At 52.2% G+C, this 20309-nt stretch carries 16 protein-coding genes; 2 read left to right on the forward strand and 14 right to left on the reverse strand.

Going from position 1 to position 20309, the window contains the following annotated elements:
* Nucleotides 1-11: 11 nt before the first annotated feature.
* The 8 genes from ACI7RC_RS10805 to ACI7RC_RS10840 form a co-directional block, all read right to left on the reverse strand.
* Nucleotides 12-5225 carry an RHS repeat domain-containing protein gene (locus tag ACI7RC_RS10805; protein WP_408108245.1) on the reverse strand — a complete coding sequence of 1738 codons (5214 nt, stop codon included), beginning with the start codon at nucleotides 5223-5225 and terminating at the stop codon, nucleotides 12-14.
* Nucleotides 5222-7591: a hypothetical protein gene (locus ACI7RC_RS10810; RefSeq protein ID WP_408108246.1), complete on the reverse strand. Its 2370-nt coding sequence runs from the start codon at nucleotides 7589-7591 to the stop codon at nucleotides 5222-5224. The genes ACI7RC_RS10805 and ACI7RC_RS10810 overlap by 4 nt, the downstream gene beginning before the upstream one ends.
* Nucleotides 7592-7704: 113 nt before the next feature.
* Complete coding sequence (locus ACI7RC_RS10815; RefSeq protein ID WP_408108247.1) at nucleotides 7705-8355, reverse strand: peptidoglycan recognition protein family protein; 651 nt, start codon at nucleotides 8353-8355, stop codon at nucleotides 7705-7707.
* The gene (locus ACI7RC_RS10820; RefSeq protein ID WP_408108248.1) at nucleotides 8355-8750 is read right to left on the reverse strand and encodes a phage holin family protein; all 396 of its coding nucleotides are present in this window, start codon (nucleotides 8748-8750) and stop codon (nucleotides 8355-8357) included. Before ACI7RC_RS10820 ends, ACI7RC_RS10815 begins: the two co-directional genes overlap by 1 nt.
* Nucleotides 8751-8925: 175 nt before the next feature.
* Nucleotides 8926-10836, reverse strand: coding sequence for a S8 family peptidase (locus ACI7RC_RS10825; protein ID WP_408108249.1), 1911 nt, complete (start codon nucleotides 10834-10836; stop codon nucleotides 8926-8928).
* 120 nt (nucleotides 10837-10956) lie between these two features.
* Nucleotides 10957-11526 (reverse strand): sigma factor-like helix-turn-helix DNA-binding protein, encoded by a 570-nt coding sequence (locus ACI7RC_RS10830; RefSeq protein ID WP_408108250.1) that lies wholly within the window; start codon nucleotides 11524-11526, stop codon nucleotides 10957-10959.
* Nucleotides 11527-11547: 21 nt separating this feature from the next.
* Nucleotides 11548-11763, reverse strand: coding sequence for a hypothetical protein (locus ACI7RC_RS10835; RefSeq protein WP_408108251.1), 216 nt, complete (start codon nucleotides 11761-11763; stop codon nucleotides 11548-11550).
* A gap of 105 nt (nucleotides 11764-11868) precedes the next feature.
* Nucleotides 11869-12072 (reverse strand): XtrA/YqaO family protein, encoded by a 204-nt coding sequence (locus tag ACI7RC_RS10840; RefSeq protein ID WP_408108252.1) that lies wholly within the window; start codon nucleotides 12070-12072, stop codon nucleotides 11869-11871.
* A gap of 261 nt (nucleotides 12073-12333) precedes the next feature.
* Between ACI7RC_RS10840 and ACI7RC_RS10845 the strand changes: the two genes are divergently transcribed.
* Together ACI7RC_RS10845 and ACI7RC_RS10850 are read left to right on the forward strand one after the other, a co-directional pair.
* Nucleotides 12334-12774: a helix-turn-helix domain-containing protein gene (locus ACI7RC_RS10845; protein WP_408108253.1), complete on the forward strand. Its 441-nt coding sequence runs from the start codon at nucleotides 12334-12336 to the stop codon at nucleotides 12772-12774.
* Nucleotides 12775-12795: 21 nt separating this feature from the next.
* On the forward strand, nucleotides 12796-13227 hold the full coding sequence (locus ACI7RC_RS10850) for an ImmA/IrrE family metallo-endopeptidase (protein ID WP_408108254.1): 432 nt from the start codon (nucleotides 12796-12798) through the stop codon (nucleotides 13225-13227).
* Between the two features lie 118 nt (nucleotides 13228-13345).
* Here ACI7RC_RS10850 and ACI7RC_RS10855 read toward each other — a convergent pair whose 3' ends face one another.
* The 6 genes from ACI7RC_RS10855 to ACI7RC_RS10880 form a co-directional block, all read right to left on the reverse strand.
* Nucleotides 13346-14059 (reverse strand): stalk domain-containing protein, encoded by a 714-nt coding sequence (locus tag ACI7RC_RS10855; protein WP_408108255.1) that lies wholly within the window; start codon nucleotides 14057-14059, stop codon nucleotides 13346-13348.
* 271 nt (nucleotides 14060-14330) lie between these two features.
* Nucleotides 14331-15884, reverse strand: a complete 1554-nt coding sequence (locus ACI7RC_RS10860; RefSeq protein ID WP_408108256.1) for an acyl-CoA carboxylase subunit beta — start codon at nucleotides 15882-15884, stop codon at nucleotides 14331-14333.
* A 26-nt stretch (nucleotides 15885-15910) separates the two neighbouring features.
* On the reverse strand, nucleotides 15911-17437 hold the full coding sequence (locus ACI7RC_RS10865) for a phenylacetate--CoA ligase family protein (RefSeq protein WP_408108257.1): 1527 nt from the start codon (nucleotides 17435-17437) through the stop codon (nucleotides 15911-15913).
* Nucleotides 17438-17483: 46 nt separating this feature from the next.
* Nucleotides 17484-18452 carry an ABC transporter ATP-binding protein gene (locus ACI7RC_RS10870; RefSeq protein ID WP_408108258.1) on the reverse strand — a complete coding sequence of 323 codons (969 nt, stop codon included), beginning with the start codon at nucleotides 18450-18452 and terminating at the stop codon, nucleotides 17484-17486.
* Nucleotides 18445-19458: an ABC transporter ATP-binding protein gene (locus ACI7RC_RS10875; protein WP_408108259.1), complete on the reverse strand. Its 1014-nt coding sequence runs from the start codon at nucleotides 19456-19458 to the stop codon at nucleotides 18445-18447. The genes ACI7RC_RS10870 and ACI7RC_RS10875 overlap by 8 nt, the downstream gene beginning before the upstream one ends.
* 11 nt (nucleotides 19459-19469) lie before the next feature.
* Nucleotides 19470-20309, reverse strand: coding sequence for an ABC transporter permease (locus ACI7RC_RS10880; RefSeq protein WP_408108260.1), 840 nt, complete (start codon nucleotides 20307-20309; stop codon nucleotides 19470-19472).

A 20309-nucleotide genomic window follows, 5' to 3' on the forward strand; every position in this document is an offset into this window, starting at 1 on the left:
CCTCCTTTCTATCATGGAATGTAGACAGCATGCTTTATAACAGGTAACAATCCAGCATCCCTAGGTCTACTAAAAATTAACTCCCAATTCCCTACCTTAACTAATTCATCATATTTTAATCCTTTCCTAATTGCTTGGCTGACAGCATTTTGGAAACTTGTGAGAAGAGCTTGGTCGCTCATTTTACTTCCATGCGAGAGCGTCTTTGTAGAATATTCTACCATATGCTTTGTTGCATTAGGGTGTACCCAAAACTTGCTGGAACCAATTGTCAGTTCGAATGATTTCGGTATAACTGTGCCAGGATTTAACGCTTGTGTCGCTTTTATTGAATCCCAAACAGTACCCGTAACCTTACCAGAAGCGGCAGCTTTTCCTCCCCCCAGGAATTTCGGAAGAGGTGCAAATAGTAGAAAGGTATTCACTTCAAGAGCTATATCTTCCCTTGCTCCCTCTATATGATTATATATCCCAACAATTTCTCCATCTTCTCGTATAAAATCACCATCATGCTTAAAGTCAGCTTCAAAACTCTTATTGTTTCTCTTATCGGTACAATTACCTGCATGAGCCCATTTCCCATCTTTGGACTCGCACCAGTGCCCCGTAGGGTCAATAAAGTTAATGGGATTATTTTGAGTATACACATACCGATTCAAACTCAACGGATTATCCACTTGCCCCTTATACGTATCCTCCGAGATAAACCGTCCCACGCTCGGATCATAGTACCGCGCCCGCAGATAGTACAGCTTAGACTCGTTGTCATACATCTCACCCGTATACTTGAATGGATTGGACATCGCCTCCTGCTGCGAGACGATGTTGCCCCAGCTGTCATACTCGTAACGATTGAGCGTCTCCCCTCTTACATCCGTGATCGCGTCGACATCCCCGTGGCTGTTGTACAGGTAATAGCCCGACTTGTTGCTGGCCGCGTCTTTGCGGAACAAGAGCTGGTTGCCCCAGATGTTCTGCGCGGTGACATTCCCTTTGTCGTCCAGTTCCTCGATGACTTTTCCGTTCAGGTAGACGTAGTGGGTGGTCAGGTTGTTTTCCTGTTTGGTCGCCCGCAGTCCGTTGGCATAATACCGGTATGTTGTAGAAATTCCCGATGGATTGGTAAATTCCTTCAAGCGTTCCAGGCTGTCAAACGAAAAACTGGTATTTCCGACCGGCGGATTGACGGTCCCGCTGAAGGTTTTCCGGTTTCCTCGTTCATCATATGTGTAGGAGGCATCCCCTGTCGGCTTCGTCTCTCCCTTAAGGCGGTCCACTTTGTCGTAGCGGTATGAGAAGACCGTTCCGTTCCGATTTGCCGAGATGACATTCCCGAATTGGTACTCGTTTGTCTCCTTCCATATGACGGGTACGTTCTGCCGGTGGCTCACTTCCCGCATCTGACCAAAGGAGTCCATACGATGCTCCAGCTTGATGCCGTTGGGATAGAGCAGGGTTTGAATTTCTCCGTCGAGGGAGACATTGTAATCGTAGGTGACGGTTCCCATCTGCGGACTGAACACCTGTTGGATTCGACCCACTGCATCGTAGGTGTACCGTACCTGCGTGCCGTCAGGGTAGACCAATTCGTCGATCAGGTCATCGTCGTCTTTATACTTGATCTGGTAGTAGCGCCCGAACGATTGGATGCCGCTTAAACGCTGGAAGGGATCGTACGTGTAGCGAAGTTCACGTACATTGGCTGAGCCAGAGCCGTTGCTGTCCGTCTCCGCCTTCAATAGTGACGTATGCGCGTAGTACTCCTTCGTCTGGGTATTCAACAAGCTGCCCGACGGATTTTTCACCTCGACGCGGGACACATCGTAGAACGGCGTATAGCTGTAGTGAAAAGTGTTGCCGTTTTTGTCTCGATAAACCTTCACATCGCCCGTCAGGTTGTAGGTGTAGGTCTCGTTCTTTTGTCCCGGGATATCCTCTTCGCTAAGCTTCCAGGACAGTGCGTTGTAGGTGTAGCGGGTGGTCAGCGTGCCGTTTTCCCTCACCGTCTCCAGGTTTCCGAGCGAATCATAGCCGTATCGATAGGTTTGCCCCTCCGGATCTTTCAGGTAAACCAGGCTGTTCTTCAGGTTATATCGATAGTTCCAAACGCGATTTTCCCCCGTCTGATCGGTGACGACCTTTTCGACAGGCTGGCCAAAGGCATCGCGCCTGTAGGTAGTAACGAGCGTTTGGCTGCCATCTCCGGTGCGGGCTGCTTCTTTTTCCACCGCCTGATAACGGTCAGCATACGTGGTGGTGATAAGCCCATTGACGGCGGTCACTCTTACCGTGTCCTGCGGCAAATAATGGGTGGCATCCTCAAGGGCGTTTGCCCGTTCGTAATACGTGATACCAACCGGATCGATCGTCTTCCACAGCGACCCGTCTTCATTATAGACGTACTCCGTTCGCTTGTCGGTCCGGGCGTTGGGATAGCTGGCCTCCAGTTGGCGGCCGTTCGCTCGGTAGGCATTGTACAACAGATGGCGGATACTGGTGGATCCCGGCGCCTTCTGGCCTTGGTATTCCACTTCGCCAAACGGCGTGAATTGGGTCAGGTATTCGGTGCCATCGGGCATCAATTGGGTCACTTTCCGTGCACTGTCGTCGTACTTGTACTCGATCGTCCGCGCTTCTCCCTGGTTGGCAAACGACTCCGTGCGCAGGCGGCCGAGCAGGTCGTAATCATAACTGACTTCGCTTTGGTCCGGATACGTCTGGGAGGTGATGCGCCCCAACGGATCATAAGTCGTTTTTACCGTCACATCCGCAAACGTCCCCGGCGCGGTTTCTACCCTCATCTGGATATTTGTCGGATAAATCCCGTACGCATCGTACGACAGCATGTTTTGCGTCAAGGTCTTGGAGCTGGCGCCATAGCTGGTTTCGGAAACAGAAGCGACCCGCTTGTTCTCGTACGTGTAGGCGCGCTCGGTCCTCTCCGTTGCTGTTCCCTGTTCCGTCGGATAAGAATCCTGGATCGTCTCTTTTTTCAACAAATGTTCTGAAGTGTATTCATACGTTTCCCGATGAAAATATTCGTCGTCTGCTGGGGATTGCTTCGTCAGACGGGTGGGCAGGCGAAGGTTATTCGTCACCGCCCCCGTATACTCCCATGTCGTCAGATTGCCTCGTGCGTCGATTTCTTTCGTGACATCGCCAAACGAGTTGTACTCATATGTCTCGGTATTGGCATACTTCGGAATCTTGCTGGAGATGTCGGGAGTCAACCCCTTCAGGTCGGGCCAGAGCAGGTACTGGTAGACCTCGCTGTCTGCCGTCAGCCAGGACGGACGACCTAGAAAATGGTAAACGTATTTTGGTTTCTTGCTCCGGTTCTCATACGTGTAGCTGGTGTATTGAACCGGCCGATACAAGTATTCTTTATCCCCTTCCAAGAGGTTCAGCCGGCCGGAGATCGCCTCCGAGTCCCTTCCCTCTTTTATATAGTTCTTCACCAGGCGTATCAGCGGATTTTTGTCCTGGTTGAACTCATAGGTCGTCTCCACGTTGGACTGGTACGAAGAGATGGTCCGTGAGACGACGAGATGCCCGTCCCGGTTTTGCGCATTGGCGAGCCGGAAGTGGCCTTCTTTTTGATTTTTCCAGATTTCATTTGTCGTCACGGGATAGGACACCGTGTCCGAATACCACTCTTCTGGCGATCCAGGCTGAAGCGGATTCGGCGTTTTCTTATAGCGGTACTGCACAGCTGTCACCGGATGGTACGAAGTGTAGGTCAAAACCTTGTCATCGTGGTACAGCCGAACGACGCCGCGTTGAAACGGATCGGGATTCTGTTGGTCGTAGGTGCTGTACGTATAATTTAGCGACAGCCCTTCGACGGGGTAGGTAACCTGCTTGAGCAGAAGATAGTACAGATAGCTCTTCCCGCTGTCGTCCTGTCTGATATAAGCGGAGGACTCTTTTCCTTCAAAATCGAGTGCAATCGTTTTGTTCGGGGCGGCAAACCCGTAATTGGCCAGCAGATTAAACTCCGACTTTCCGTACAGGGATGGATCGTAGTAGGCATATTCTGCGACGGTTTTATAGGCTTTGCCTTGGGTGTCCCATTCCCTCACCTGATTGAGTGTCCATATTCTTCTGCTGGAAAATGAGGTATTGCCCGAGACGTATTCGGTGTGTTTCAAAAGCTGGCTCCGTTTTGTATCGCTGTAGACTTTTATACGTTTCACCGTATTGTAGCTCATTTCTTTTTCCAGCACGATCAAGCGGCCTGCACTGTCGGTAATCTCGATGTCTGCGTTGTAGTTGGGAATCCGGTATACGATCTGGTCTCCGTAGGCATTGGTCTTTTTGATGACCTGGACCGTCTCATATTCGCCATGCCCGACAGGCACGTCTTCCAGTGAAAAATCATAGCTGTTGCCGTTGATATCCAGTCTGGCGCTGATGTAAGGGTAGTTATCCTTCATACGGACCAGGGTCGCCCCCTCGTAAGGGTAATTGACCCATTTGTCACCCTCCCGCTCCAGGACGGTGCCGTCGTCCAGAGTAAAGACGTACCTGAGGGCTCCTCGTTCATCTTTGCAGGAGTATGCGGGAGTTTGCTCGTTGTAGTCACAAAGGACATCTGTCTTGAAGTAGCGCTCCAGCTTGGGAAAGTTAAAGCTCCAGCCGTTGGGGGCATTGTGCTCGTCCTGGTACTCCCTGTCTGCCGTTTCCGTTTCATTTTTTCCCCGTTTGGTTGTGTACGGCTTGTCAAGCAGCCCATCCAAGGAGGAGTAGCTTCGCTTCAACACCAGATCCAGCCCGTGCTTTCCTTCTAGGACGAGATCGTTTTCCGTGATGTTGGCCGTACGGTATAAATCGTCAACCGGGGCATCCGTATTGCTTCGGCGGTATTGGTAAGGCAGCTCCTTTGCCGAGTATTTGAGGTCCGGGTTCTCCGCGCTGGGGGCCGCCACACCATCGGTTGCCTGCGTCCCATCCTGTACCTGATCCGTATCCAGAGACTGGTTAGGTACGTTCTCGACTTCTTCCTCACTGTCCGTTGGAGGCTCAGCCGATTCCGCCTGATCACTCAAAGTGTCTTGATGATGCTGGAGCCACTCCCTCGTATCGGCGGGCTCTGCTTGCGTGTCCGGGCTTATGTGCCCGGTTTGCTCCCGTTGCACTTGCTGACCGTAAGTAATGCCCATCGGAAAACTTGTCAAAAGCAGCACACAGATGAGCATCACCTTGAAAAAGGCGTATCTGTTCATTCCGTACCTCCCGATTCCATACTTCGCTGCTGCAGCTCCGTACCTGATGTGGAAGCTGGCGGAAGTGTTTTCTTGATGGTTGTAATATTTTCGTTTAGACCGTTTTTGGTATAGATAAACTGGATTTCGACCACACCGTTTGCCAAGATCGCGGTAATCCTGTTGCGCTCGTCATACTGGTAGGTGTACACCTTGGAGACAGGGGCATCCCGAAATCCGAAGGCAAACGGGCCGGAGGTGACATCGGCAGCCGCTCCCGCGATCTTGGACTTTGCAATCGTAATGGAAGCGTTGGAGACATCATCCGCCTGGCCATGCCGGATCGCCTGACCGGTAAAGGAAATCGTCAGTTGGGTATTGCTGTTGCGTTCTACCTGGATCCCCAAACCCTTTGGGAGGTTGTTTACCGTGACGCCTGTTGACATGTCGGCGGCAAAGGTGCCGTTGGACAAGAACACCGTCTGCTTCGCCGTGATCCGGCCATCGTTGGATTCGGCCTCAGGGATTAGCGCGCTTCCTACTGTAAGGACAGGAGCGGATGGATCACGAAAGGCAAAGGTAAACGGGCTGGAAGTCAGGTCGGACGAAGCTCCCAGGATTTTTGCCTTTGCGATCGTGACGGCTGCATTGGTAACCTGATCGGCTGCCCCGTGGCGGAGGGCCCGGCCTGTAAACGAAATCGTCAGCTGGGTATCGCTGTCCCTCGTGACGGAAATTCCCAATCCCTGCGGCAGGTTGTTTACCGTAACGCCTGTAGACAGATCAGCGGCAAAAATTCCGTTGGACAAAAGCACCACTTGCTTGGCTGTGATACTGCCGTCATTGGCCTGGGCTTCCGAGATCACGTCGCTGCCAAGGCGAATGCTTGGCGGTTGTACATCCCGCGTGGACGACAGCCGCGTCATGAGGATTCTTTCGCCAAAGGTGCCCAATACCACGTAGTAGTCTCTGCCGGAGACCAGATAAAGGCGCATCTCGGAGAAAGGATCTCTACCAGGAGCATCGATGTTTAAGTCGATCAGTTTGGTCAGGTTCGGGTCGGCGTACAGCGCGAGAATTGTATCGCAGTCTTCACCGTCTCCCCCATAAGGACCGGTAGCGATGATATGCGTGCCGGATTGGGAGGGGGTAAACCGGTAGACGAGCAAGGACTCTCCAGCGGCAAGGACATCGATCGGCTTGCCGGTGGTCAGCACGGGATAACTCTCCGGTTTCATCTGTACCGTCAGACGGGTATGCAGATGGGTATCTTCCGGTCCAGGCATCAGCCTGAGATAATACATTTTGAAGGCGGTCAATTCGACGCTAAATTCGGAAAATCTGGTGTCGCGATTGGCATTGTCGTTGCCTCCGATCGAGCGGGTCAATTCCTCGTCAGCATACAGCTCCAACACGGTATCGTTCTCCCACCCTACGCCGCCGTATGGACCGGTAAAAAAGGTGTACACACCGGAATCGACCGGGATAAAGCTGTAGACTTGTCCCACCCCGGGAGGAAGGTCTACGTCGAGAGGCCGATTCAGAAAGATTTGATTCGAACCAATCGTCAAGGTATAGGGATTGTACGGCGAGTAGTCATATGGGCCGAAGCCGAGCACGACGATATAGTAGGTATCTCCCTTCCGCGCTTGAAAGCTTACTTTTTCTGGAACTCCAACTCCGCCTTGGGATGACTGAATCAGCTCTTCTCTCGAATTGAAGATGTGCAGATCGTAATCGACGTCTTTGGGGACCTTTAACTGAACAGTGATGGCACCATCTTTTGGCGCTGTCAGTTTATAAAAATCGACATCGCCTTTCTGCGAGATGTAGGCATCCAAAGAGGTTCCTATAGCAACCGGATAGGCTTCGGAAAAGTTGTTATTGGGCTCAAACGGGTCCCCGTCCGCATAAAGCGGCGATGCCTGTGCTTGTTGCACCGATTGAGCGTTGGCAAGAGGATGGTTGCCCAGTTGTGCCTCCGTTTCCGAGATCAGCTTTTGATAGGCCTGTTGGAGTTGATCGAACTCGTCCTTTTTGGAACGAAAATACGCTTCTCTCTCTTCTGCAGCCGTTTTTGCGTCGCGGAACTCTTGAGCCCCATTTGTTATCGTTGCTGGCCATTGATGCATAGCCAAATTACGAATCCGTAACTGAGCCTCTTCTTGTTTGATTTTTTTCGCGAGCGGTTTCTGGCCGCTCTTCATTGCGACTTGGAATAGGTAGTCCAGTTTTTGCTGGGCAAGCAAAAACTTCTGGTCCGCCTGGACGATATACGACAGGGTGTCGGGCTGCTCTTTGGCGGCTGTCTGGCCCGGAGCCGCCAGACCGAAGAGCGGTACTGTCAGAAGCAGCGACAGAACCGCTTGGATCCATTTTGTTTTCATGGTCCGCTTTTCACACCTTTCTTGTAGGGTCGGATACTGTGTTTTGTCTTAGTTGGAGCATCAATTCGATTAAATTTTCTGTATATATTGGTTTATATTTCACACAAGTTCAATTAGTCGATCACGTCTATCCCCGCCGCCCGCCGCAGCGCGTTTGCCGCATGGTGGGCAGCCGCTTGTACACCCTTGTCCCCGCTCGCCATGTACAAAGCGCTCAGCAAGCTGATCACCTTCTGGGCCGATTGCTTGTCCAGGGGTTCCGAAGCCGGGTTTCGTTTGCTGCTCACCAATGCAAGAAAGCTTTCCCACCCACCGGCCCGGCCCCTGATGCGGTGCGGGCAGTCCTTCCCGCTCCAGCGGTTGTGCTGGACCACACAATCGATTGGCAGGTTGAATTGCTGAAGCAGGTGAGCCGTCAGCTCCGCGGCGTTGGCCTCCGCTTTGGCTCGATCCCCATCCGCGTTCTCGCAGATCTCGATGCCGATACTCGCGCTGTTTCCGGGACCGCTGCCGTCACCGGCGTGCCAGCCTGCTTCGTCCAGCGGAAGATGCTGCACGATCGTCTTCTCGTCCACAGTGAAATGCCACGAGACCATACGTTTGGCTGCCTCATCGCTTTTTACATAAGCTGCATGAGAGCGCGCATTAGCCCCCGCTGCCTTGTTTCCTGTGTCGTGGATCGTGATATATTTGGGGGCGGTCCATTTTTTGCACGGTCGGTTTGGGCGGCCAACAGGGATGAAATCCTGGATGATCGACAGCATTATCGGACGTCCCCTTTCCCTTTCAACACTTCGACTGCCCGTTTAATCAACTCTGGCACCGGCAGCCCAACACGGCCGGCGTTTTCCAGAATGGACAGCAGTTCATTGGTCAGGTAAAAAAAGATCGCCGCATCGCGCAAGATGTGCTGTTCGCCAAGCGCCGTATCGACCAGGTGGGCAATCGCCACCATCAGGAAGGTAAAGACCTTGCGAGCGATGCCGAGTCGGCCCACTTTGCTGTTCAATCTTCCCTCGACCCCGGCCGCCAGAATGCCTGTGACGTAATCAATCGCGACGAACGCAACCAGTATGTTCAGCAGCATCGACCACCCCCCAAATAAAAAAGAGGCGGCAGCGCCCCCGAGTGAGACTATTAATTTGTAGGTTGTTTCCATTGGGTTTGTCTGTCCTCCTTTTGTGCTGATAATACGCCGTATTTCAAATGAACAAACTCCCCAGTTTTTGAGACAAGGGAGTTTGTTTAGTTTAGTACTCTGTTTTGCAAGAACCAATCTTTTTGGCATTAGACTCGCAACTGCGTTACTGTCCTACCTTGTAGAGTTCTACTTGTTATGCCAAAGCAACGGTTATCTTGTCTATCATTACCAAATTTTGTCCTGAGGCACCGGACTTGCCCCATCTAAATACGATGCGAACATTGTTGTTCCCTGCATCAAGGGGAATATTACCTGTATTCGTATACGTTTGTCCAACAGTATTGTTGCTGTATTTAAGAATGCCTTTTACATAAATATCGACGTACCCTCCGTTAGCATCACCGTACACCAGGTATCGAGAGAAGTCCATGTGCAGGCTACGTGTTGCTGCCTTAGAGGGTGCATAGACCACAAAATTAATTTCTGGCTGAGATGTACTCCTATCAGAAACTACTGCCCATACACAGCCATTATCTTTTTTATCTAACGTGAACTTTCCGATGTCCATGCCCCATTCGAGTTTATCGTCCGTAAAATCTTCAACAACTGTTGACGGGAGCGTAATTTCTCCACTTGGGGCAGTTACATTCAATGTATACGGTCCATTTTGTGCGTTGCTATAACCTGATACTGCAATATAGTAAGTCGAGACCTGTACAAGATACACTGTAACTTTTGGTTGAGCATTTCCTCCGCCGTCATCGTCGTAACCGATCAGATGGTAGTTTGAGTTATAGACACGCATAAACAAGTCGATGCTGCTAGATGTTTGGAAAGTATGGTTTCCTGTAGCGTTTGCAACGTATATAAAATGTTTAACTCGACCATTAACCATTGAATCAGAAACACTGTTTGCCAGCGTAGGTGCCGTTGAAATCAATTTTCCAGTGTAATCTGTAACTGTCGCCCAAGGTGATATTGCCATGCCTTCTCCGAACACGACATTTCTGCTGTTGGTACCTAGGCGTTCTACATAGTACAGTATCCCTAATTTTAGAAAAGCTGGACTATAGGATGGGAACATTTGCTTGTATAACGCTGCGAGACCGGTAATATGTGGTGCTGCACATGACGTACCATTAAACGATCCGTAGGATGTGCTAGGCGTTATATAGTCTGTACCCTGCTGATTTGCCGTGCTCCTTGCTGTTGTCATTACACCGTCGCCAGGAGCGGCAACGTCGATTTTTGGACTGCGATTGGAATAAACCGCTGGCTCCTTATTATTCTTTAGACAAGCAACTGAAACGGTAAAATCGTAGTCAGATGGGTAGTGCTCAATGTTGTTATTGGTATTACTCCCCTCATTTCCGGCTGCACATACAAACAAAACGTCATAATTTTGATAAGCCCTCTTAAATGCATCTGCCAACACTAAAGAATCTATTGAATTACCAAAACTGCAGTTTACAATTTTTACATTTTGTGTAACAAGCCAGTTTACAGCTTCAATGATGGCACTAACGGACAGTCCGCCACCGGTATTATCATCTGCCTTTGCGCTATACAGCAGACAATCAGGGGCTACACCAATGTATCCTTTGTCATTGTTACGTGCGCCAATTATGCCGGCAACGCTTGTCCCATGCCCGCTATAATCGGCTGCTGCTGGTGTCGTACCTCCGTAAACAGCGGTATAGGCATTATATGTTCCTGCATAAACCAAGTCTTCATGAGGAGCCGCACCAGTGTCGATAATACCTACTTTGACACCTTCCCCTGTGTAACCACGGGAATGGAATCCGGAAACATCCATCAGAGGGTGCGACCATTCCGATTTTTGCGCCATATTAATTGGTATTTCTTGGTCTTCCTCAATAGCTAATACATTCGGGTCGTTTCTCAAATCTTCTAATAACTCTTGATCGACGTCATCGATGATGAATATGCTTGGGAGCTTCTCCAATTCGCGCTTAATCTTCGGTCTTTTCGACAACCCTCTTGCAGCGTATTTTGCAGCGTGCTTTTCTACGTGCCTTTTCAATTTTGCTTTGTTTCCTTGTTGATCCTGATCCTTGAAGGTGACAAGATAGACTTTACTCATTATTACCTCTCCTTTACAGATTTCTTTTGAGCTGCGGAACTCCCCCCGCAACTCTTCATTTTCGAGAAGCCCTCATCCGCCTCTCACCCATTACGGGCTTTCGTATGACAAAAAACAGCCTCATCCGGCAAGGACGAGGCTGCTCGCAATCCGCTGGGCCATTTTATTCTGCGCGCGGGTGATATAAGTCTGGACACTGCTCTTGGTGATCCCAAGCAATTGTGCCGTTTCTTCCAGCGAAAAGCACTCGCCGTGGGTAAGGACGAAACAATCCCGCTCCCGTTCGGTAAGCCAGGAAAGCACATATTCCAACTGATCCGCCTCCTGCTTGTCCAAGGGGCACGAACTGCCGGCTGTGCTATCACTGCTGAACATCACCTGCATCAGCGCCGGATCCATCGGCCGTTCGCGTTCATAACCGGCCCGGCGCTCCACTCCCCGTCTGTTTCCGGGCTGGCGGCAGGTTTCCAGCCACTCGATCACGTAGTCAATGCTTCCGATCATTTCTTCTACCAGCCGGCGATCCCCCTTGCGGGCAGGCCCGTTTGAGACGGCTTTTGCTTTTCCTGTCTGCCTTTTGGCCATGTCCAGGCGAACTACCCTTGCAGCATCGTCAGCCTGTTTCAGATGACGCTGCAAGCGGTTCAACGCTTTCCTAGTCTTTTGGTACTCGCAAAGCAAATCTTGCATAACGTTTCCCTCCTCGCCCGGTTATCTCGACCGCTTTCCTTTGTCCTTCAAAAATTGCCGCGGCCCCGTATCGCCCATCAGCCGCCGGAGCTGGCCGATGGTCAATACCTCAGCCGGCTTTGTCGGCAAAGGCTTTTGCGGCCGCCGCCCGTTCGCTTTTTCCAAGTGCTCCGCGAAGCTCACCAGCTTGTCCGTTTTCTTTCGTTTCCATTCCAACAGCTCATAGATCTTTGCCATGTCTCGTCCCACCTTCTTCTCAAAATAAAAAGGGCGCCAGCCACACCTAAAGTCGGTGTTGAACTGACGCCCTCCCGTTGTCGGTACCAGGCTAGCTATGCGGTTTTACAAGCGAACGCTCCTCCTCTCATCAAATCCGGTGATCTTCCCCTGATAACACTTCACGACGACGTCACCGTGCTCTACCAGTCTGACGAGACCGGCCTTGCCCTGCTTCGGATCGATCAGCACCATGGCGGGTTCGTTGCCGACGGGTACCGTCACGGTCTTATTCACCGGATTGATCTGCAGCTCTTGCCAATCTTTCATCCCTCACTCCTCCCTTTCGTAGTAGATTGTCACAGGTTTGCGGTATCTAAAATGTATTGTATTTCCGTCATTTTGTAAAAGACTGTTTCTGTCCATTTTTTGCCGTTTTCTATTATTTTCAAAGGAATACCTGGTTATTCCAGCGAGAAACTCCTGTTTACTTGTATTTACGTCAAGAAATCAATTGTATTTCCGACATTGCTATAGTACAATCAATGAAAGAAATGTCGGTATAATCGACTTTACAGGGAGTGCGGCGTCATGTCTATCGGTAGCAATATCAGGTTCTTTCGAAAACAAAGCAAAATGACTCAAACGGAACTGGCGGAAAAAGCCGGTATTTCCCGATCGTATTTGGCTGACATCGAACATGACAGATACAATCCCAGCCTGGATGTACTGAAGTCTGTTGCCACAGCGCTGCAAGTCGGCACACATCTGCTCTTGTCAGACAATCCGCTCGCAGAGCTCACCGCGGATAAAAACAATCCTCCCCAGCTGCTGGCAAAAGAGGAGAAAGACATCGCCAGAGATCTGCAGAAAATGCTGAATGATCTGGAGTCCAGCGAGGCGCTGGCGTTCCAAGGGGAGCCGCTTGACGAGGCCAGCAAGGAGCTGCTGCGCATCTCGTTGGAAAACTCCTTGCGGCTTGCCAAGCAGCTGGCCAAACAAAAATTTACCCCTCATAAATTTAGGAAGTAAGCGATGGAGGGGGATGGTTGAATGCGAACTATCAAGGAGACCGTATCGCAGCTGACCAAAAAGTATGGAACCAATGACCCCTTTGAGATTGCATCGCGGAAGAACATCCTGGTTCTCTTCGAACAGTTGGGAAGCACACTCGGTTACTTCAATACGTACAAGCGAATCCGCATGATCCACATTAACAGGGACTCGACGGAAGCGGAGCAAAAATACACGTGTGCCCATGAGCTTGGCCATGTGATTTTACACCCGGCTGTGAACACGCCGTTTTTAAGCAAACACACGTTGTTTTCCATCGACAAGATTGAACGGGAGGCCAATGAATTTGCTGTCGAGCTGTTGATGCCGGACGAATGGGTATACGAGAATCGGAATACGGCCATGACGATCTACGAGGCTGCTGCCGTATACGGCATACCGCCGGAAGTGGTCCACCTGAAAAAATTGTAGAACGATTCCCGAAGAAGGTTGGAGGAGGATATGCTAACCTCCATGAAAAAACGTGCAGCACTTGATCCGCTTTCCGGAACAGGGTCTGCACGTCTCACTGGGCATCTTTTATATCCGATTAAATCGTGTCGCCATCAAATTCGATATCGCCGCTCCTGGCATCACCGTTAAAATCGTGAAGCTCATCGTCACCATAACTGTCGATGATCGATCCTCTAATATCTGCATCCTTGAATTTGTCCCAGATATCCTTGCAGATGTTTTCCACGAGCCTTTCTTTTTCGCTGGTTGACAGATCGTTGTAATCATCTTCATATTCGTCGAGGTCAATCTCGATATCTACGTCAATGTCGTCTTCGTCACCGCTCAAGCTGATCTTCCAGTCCAGTCCTTTATAATCCCCGTAGTCGTAGTTAAGGTCGTCTTCCAGATCTGCGAGTTCATCATCTATGTCGCTCTTATCATTTTTTTGCTTTTCTTTCTCAAGCTGGTCTTCCAAATCCTTGATTTTGGCGTCCTTCTGGGCAATCTCTGCCTGCAGGGACGTGATGCGGGGATCGTCTTTGTCCGTGATCCCTACCGTATATGTAGTTCCATCCCAGGTGACATTCTTATTAAACACGCCAGCCATCATTCTCACGGGAATATAGGTCGTGCCATTGATGATGAACGGTTCGATATCCGTAGGAACCAAGCTGTTGTTGTACATGATCTTGATGTTATTGTACAAGGCCTGCACGTTTTTCGTTGTTACGGCAGCATCCGTTTTTACCGGAATAAACGCCGCCAGCATCAGCGTAGACAGAATGATGATCGACTTTTTCTTCAACACAAGAAACCCCTCCTCCAGGTTTTTCTACGTTTCAAAATCAACAATTCATAGTTTACCGATGAATTGTGTCAGGAGGATGTCAGGGACAATCAAATTGTTCTGAACGGAGAATTTGATCCCTAAGTAGTGCTTGTCCCGAAATCTATCGAAATCAATAACGACAACGAAAAACGGACAGTACCATTATGAATGGCACAGTCCGCTTTTTTTGATAGAATTCACCGGCAGCCCATTTACAACTGCAAGGCAATGCCCAGCCTTGCCATCCTGATCACGGCCTCATCCCGTGCATCGATGGTCCTAAAAGCTGGGGGAGCCGCTCATACGCATCCGCGACCCAGTCGCACAGCAGCGGACGGGTATCCCGCGGATCGATGATCTCTTCGATCCCAAATGCTTCCGCCGTGCGAAAAGGCGAGCGGACCGATTCCATCTGCTCCAAAAGCTCTGCCAGCAGCGCCTTGGGGTCTTCGCTTCTCTCAATCTCCCGCCGATACGCCACCTGAACGCCGCCTTCCACCGGCAGGGAGCCCCAATCCCCGGACGGCCAGGCGTAACGCAAATTTAACCCATGCCCGTTGGACATCCCGGCACCGCCTACGCCGAACACCCGCCGCAGAATAATCTCGATCATCGGCACGGTCGCTTGATAGACGGCCGATACAGCCCGCACCGCTTTTCGGATCGTCCCCTTTTTCTCGGCATCCAGGCCAATCACGGCCCCCGGCTGATCCACCAGGTTGACGATGGGCAAATGAAAGGTCTGGCACAGATCGACAAAGCGTTCCAGCTTTTCCGAGCTCTCTACGGTCAATCCTCCCCCCAAAATATACGGGTCCGGGGCGATCACCCCTACCGGGAAGCCGGCCAGCCTGGCAAACAAGGTGACGATGCCGCCTCCGAATAAGCGCCCCATTTCAAAAAGGGAGCCCTCGTCAAAAATCATCGGGAGAATGTCCCGGATTTTATAGGGGGACCGGCGATTTCGCGGGATCGCGGATATCAGCCGCTCATCCCTGCGCTCTGACGGGTCGTTCGACTGGATGGCAGGAGGTATTTTCCATATACTGGATGGCAAGTAGGATAAAAACGTCCGGATGTGTTCAAACGCTTCCTCCTCCGATTGTACGATGTTGTCGATAATCCCGCTTGTGCGGTGAACCTGCACGCCGCCCAGCTCTTCTTTGGTCAGATCCTGCCCCATCCCGAATTTGACCACCTGCGGTCCCGCGGCGAAAAGCTGGGACGTGCCTTCTACCATCACTGAAAAGTGGGAGGCGGCGACGCGTGCTGCCCCAAGGCCCGCCACCGAGCCCAGGCAGGCAGCCACAACCGGCACTCGCCCCATATTCGCCACCACAAGGTCCCAGGCCGGATTGAGTGGAACGTAGGTGTGGCCCATCCGTTCCAAAAATTTGACGCTGCCGCCGCCGCCAGTTCCATCCACCAGCCTGACGATGGGAATTTGCAGATCGTGGGCCATGCGCTCAGCGTAAATCTGCTTTCCTTTGATCGCACCATCTGCGGCACCGCCGCGAACCGTGAAATCGTCGCCGCCAACCACGACCTTCCGACCGTGAATCTTCCCTGTTCCACAGACAAAGTTGGCGGGAACAAAGTCTGTCAATTTCCCCTCTTGATAGGTCGCCTTTCCCGCCAAGGCGCCCGTCTCGTGAAAGCTTCCCGCGTCCAGCAATTGCTCGATCCGCTCCCGTACGGTCAGTTTTCCTTGGGAGCGGTGCCTCGCGACCGACTCCTCTCCCCCCATCTTTCGGGCAAGTTCTTCCCGCCGGTGCAGTTCGTCGATTTCCGGCTGCCATGTCATTAGCTCCACCCCTTCGCGGAAAATGGTCAGGCTCTGAGGGCTCTTAAATCGATCACCCTTTTTTCTTTCAACTCCGTCTCCATGCCGATTTGCTCAAGCAGCGCGGGCAGGCTGCGAAATACAATCCGATTAGGTGTCACCTCCAGCTCGCGATGAAACCGTTCGTGAATCTCTCTGGTAAAGGTGGATTGGTCAGCCTGCTCGGCTAGCGCTACATAAAGCGTAATCTCATCGACGTCAAACGGGTCACCGTTCCGCTTCCCGATCTCAAGCTGCCACTCCTGAACCAGGGGGTGCCCGTTCAAGATAGGTGAAAACGCGTTGAGATCGAGCAAAGTCCCCTTAACCTTCGACAGATGAAACTCCTGGACTAACGAGCTGCGCCGAATATCATAGGAGATCCTCGGAACGGTTCGACCGCAGTTGGGACAGGGCCCGCTCACGATTCCGCCGACGGCGATATCTCCGGTCCGGTACCGGATCACCGCCGTTCCTCTGGTATCCAATGCTGTGTAGACGATTTCTCCCGTTTCTCCCTCGCCTACCCGCTGGCCGCTCACGGGATCGATCACCTCAAAAAATTCCATGTCCGGCCTGGTGTGATAGCCGTACGAGCGAAAATCTCCCGGAGGGGTCTGGCACTCCGAAAGTCCTCCTTTGTTTTCTGTAAAACCGTAACTCCCGAGAACAGACAAATCATCGGGATCCGCTCCCAATTCCACCAAATTCCCGGTCAACTTCTGCTTCAGCTCCACCGTTAGCTTCTCGCCGCCCAGAGCAACATGGGTCACGCTGCTAAAATCCCTTCCCTGCTGAAGGGCAGTCCGGCACAAGTGGTACATGTACCCCGGCATCGCCACCAGATAGGATGGCTTGCTGCGTTCGATCATATCGAGGATGGCTTGTGTTCCGGCGATCTTTCCTCCCCCTGTATGCAGCACCGAGAAACCCAATCCCAAGGCGGTGATTGGATTCAGCCAAAAAGCCTGATGGGAAACAACCGTGAAGGGATAGGTAGAGACAGCGCGGCCCAACCGGTCGCGGTTGACCAGCGTCGCCGTCCTGCGCGCTCCTTCCGTGTAGGCAGCCAAATCTCTTTGCGTAAACCAGATCGGCGTCGGCTGAGCCGTCCTGCCCGTCGTATGATTGGCATGAACCGGGTAGTACTCCCAGAGCATTTTTTCATGATCGGTCCGTTCCGCTGCGGTCAGCTCGCGATAAATCCTCCGCCTCGTTTTGGCATCCTGCTCGGTCCACTTCTTCAGTTCCCCCGGCATCAGCACAAATCGGTTGGGCCGGTCCGGATCGTCTGCAGTGGGAGCCAGATCCGCTTTGGAGGTAAACGGGATCTTGACCAGATCATCTGTCGATTGGATGTCGTCGGGTGCAAGTCCCAACCGGTCAAACATCTCCCGGTAATAGGGACTGTGGGGATAAAGCTGGTCCCGGACAAAATCGCGCAGTTTCCGGTTCTGCAGTTCCCTGATCTCTTCCGCAGACAGGCGGTCCCAATCCGTTCTGAGCCACTGCGGAACCTGATAAGGCTGATACATCTTATTCCCCCCTTTATCTTAAGCAAAGCGAAGGTGGCGGGAGTCTTTAATCACACAAAAAGCAAGCCGTCCAGCGATTCTTCGACACTTCCGCTAATTTCGGCTCTTCACGCCTGCACTGCTCTACAGCCTTGGCACAACGCGTATGAAAACGACAGCCGACGGGAGGGTTGGCGGGACTGGGCAGATCTCCGCTCAGCAATACGCGCTCCCGGTCCCGCAGCTTCGGGTCGGGTTCGGGAACGGCGGAAATCAATGCTTTTGTATAGGGATGGGTGGGCGCTGCAAACAACTGGTCGGTTTCGGCCATCTCGACCGCCTTGCCCAGATACATCACCGCGATCCGGTCGCTGATGTGCTTAACCGCCTGCAGTCCGTGGGCAATAAAGATGTAGGAGAGGCCGCGTTCCTGCTGGATGTCTTTCAACAGATTCAAGATCTGCGCCTGAATAGACACGTCTAACGCGGACACCGGTTCATCGCAGATAATCAGCTTGGGATTTAATGCCAGAGCGCGGGCGATCCCGATTCTCTGCCTTTGCCCTCCCGAGAATTCTTCCGGATACCGGGTGCCGTGCTCTGAGGATAACCCTACCCTCTCCAGCAGTTCGTCCACTCTTTTTCTGCGCTCCAGCTGAGACCCGATCCGGTGCAGCAACAGGGGTTCTGCGATGATATTGGCGACCGTCATCCGCGGGTTCAGCGAGGCGTACGGATCCTGAAAGATCATCTGGATTTGCTTACCCAACTCCTTCTTCATTCCCCGTCGGGTGCCGAGCGCTTTCTCCTCAAACAACACTTGCCCCTCAGTCGGTTCGATCAGGCCGACAGCCATCCTGCCCAGGGTGGACTTCCCGCAGCCGGATTCCCCCACCAGCCCCAACGTCTCTCCCGGCATCACATCCAGACTGATTCCATCAACCGCCTTCAGCCACTTGTTCCTTTTTCCGAACAAGCCGCTGCCGATCGGATAGTATTTTTTTACGTTTCGCAGCGAGAGTAATGGTTTAGGCATATTCCGCCCTCCCGCCTGTTTCCCTCTTCATCGGGTACCAACAGGCCGCTTTCCGCCCGGGTCCGTGTCTTTCCAATGACGGTGCTTGTTTTCGGCACTGTTCTGTGGCAAACTCGCACCGCGTACTGAACTTGCAGCCGGCCGGCAGCTCGAACGGACTTGGCACAGCACCGGCGATCGCGGTCAGGCGGTCCTCCGAAGGTCCTCTCAGCTTGGGCACGCTGGCCATCAACCCCTTCGTGTAGGGATGAAGCGGCTGTTCAAAGATCGAGTAGACGTCTCCCTCCTCGACAATCTCCCCGCAGTACATGACCAGCACATAGTCAGCCATCTCTGCCACGACTCCCAGATCGTGGGTGATGAGCAAGATGGCGACGTCCGTCTCTTGCTGCAGCTCTTTCATTACGTTTAATATCTGGGCTTGGATCGTCACATCCAGCGCCGTCGTCGGTTCGTCTGCGATCAACAGCGACGGCCTGCAGGCGAGCGCCATGGCGATCATCACTCGCTGCCGCATCCCTCCCGACAATTGATGGGGATACTCTTTCAACCGCCTTTGGACATCGGAAATTCCCACTTTATGCAGCAGCTCCAGCACCATCTTCTCTGCTTGTTTGTACCCGATCCTCTGGTGCAGCATGATGGGTTCGGCAATCTGCTTGCCGATCGGATGAAGCGGATTGAGCGATGACATCGGATCCTGAAAAATCATCGAAATTTCATTTCCCCGGATGTGTTTCAGCTGCTTTTTTTTCAGCTTCAGCAGGTTTTTCCCTTGGAAGGAGATGTCACTGTCGTCGCCATAGCGGATGGAGGGAGCGTTTAATCCCATGATGGATAAAGCGGTCACGCTTTTTCCGCTGCCCGACTCGCCGACCAAGGCTACAACCTCCCCCTTGTGTATCGAAAAAGAAACTTGATGAACAGCCTTCACCGCGCCTTTCGGAGTGGGAAAATAGGACTTAAGGTTCTTCACTTCCAATAACGGTTGTTGTCTTGTGTTCAACTCGCTTCCCCCTACGTCCGTTTGATTTTGGGATCGATGGCCACTCGGAGTCCATCACCGAAAAAATTGCCTGCCAATACGGAGAGCAGGATGGCGATCCCGGGAGAAATCATCATCCAGGGACTGACGAAAATCATGCTGTATGCTTGATGGAGCATGCCTCCCCAGCTGATCTGCGGCGCCTGGGCGCCCAATCCCAAAAAGCTGAGCGAAGCTTCCACCAGAATGGCGAAACTAAAGCTGAACGAGGCTTGCACAATAATCGGTGAAGAAATATTGGGAATAATATGCTTGAGCATAATCCACCAGGGGCCTGCCCCGGAGATCTTCGCCGCTTCCACGTAGGGTTCGCGGCGCACTTGCAGCGTTTGCCCTCTGGCCAAGCGGGCAAACTGCGGGGTGAAGACGATGCCGATCGCGATCATCGCATTGACCAAGCTGGCTCCAAGCGCACCGGTGATCCCCAAAGCCAGCAGGATGGCCGGAAACGCCAGAATGCCGTCGACGATTCGCATGAAGACATCATCGACAATCCCGCCGATGTAACCGGAGATGATCCCCAAGGGAACTCCGATGAAAAGCGGGATCAGGATCGCCACGAATCCCGCCTCGATGGCGGCTCTCGACCCCATCAGCAGCCGGCTGAGAATGTCCCGGCCCAGTTCGTCCGTCCCCAGCCAGTGGGAAGAGTTGGGCGGCATCATGATGTTGTTCAAGTCTTGCTCTTCCGGATCGTACGGCGCGATAGAAGGGGCAAAGATCGCCACGAGCAGCAGCACCAGCAAAAAGAAAAAACTGACAAAAGAAAGTTTCTCCCGGGCCAACCGGGCAAAAACCAACTGAAAGCGCAT

The sequence above is a fragment of the Brevibacillus sp. B_LB10_24 genome (assembly GCF_046036945.1).
GTDB lineage: Bacteria > Bacillota > Bacilli > Brevibacillales > Brevibacillaceae > Brevibacillus_C.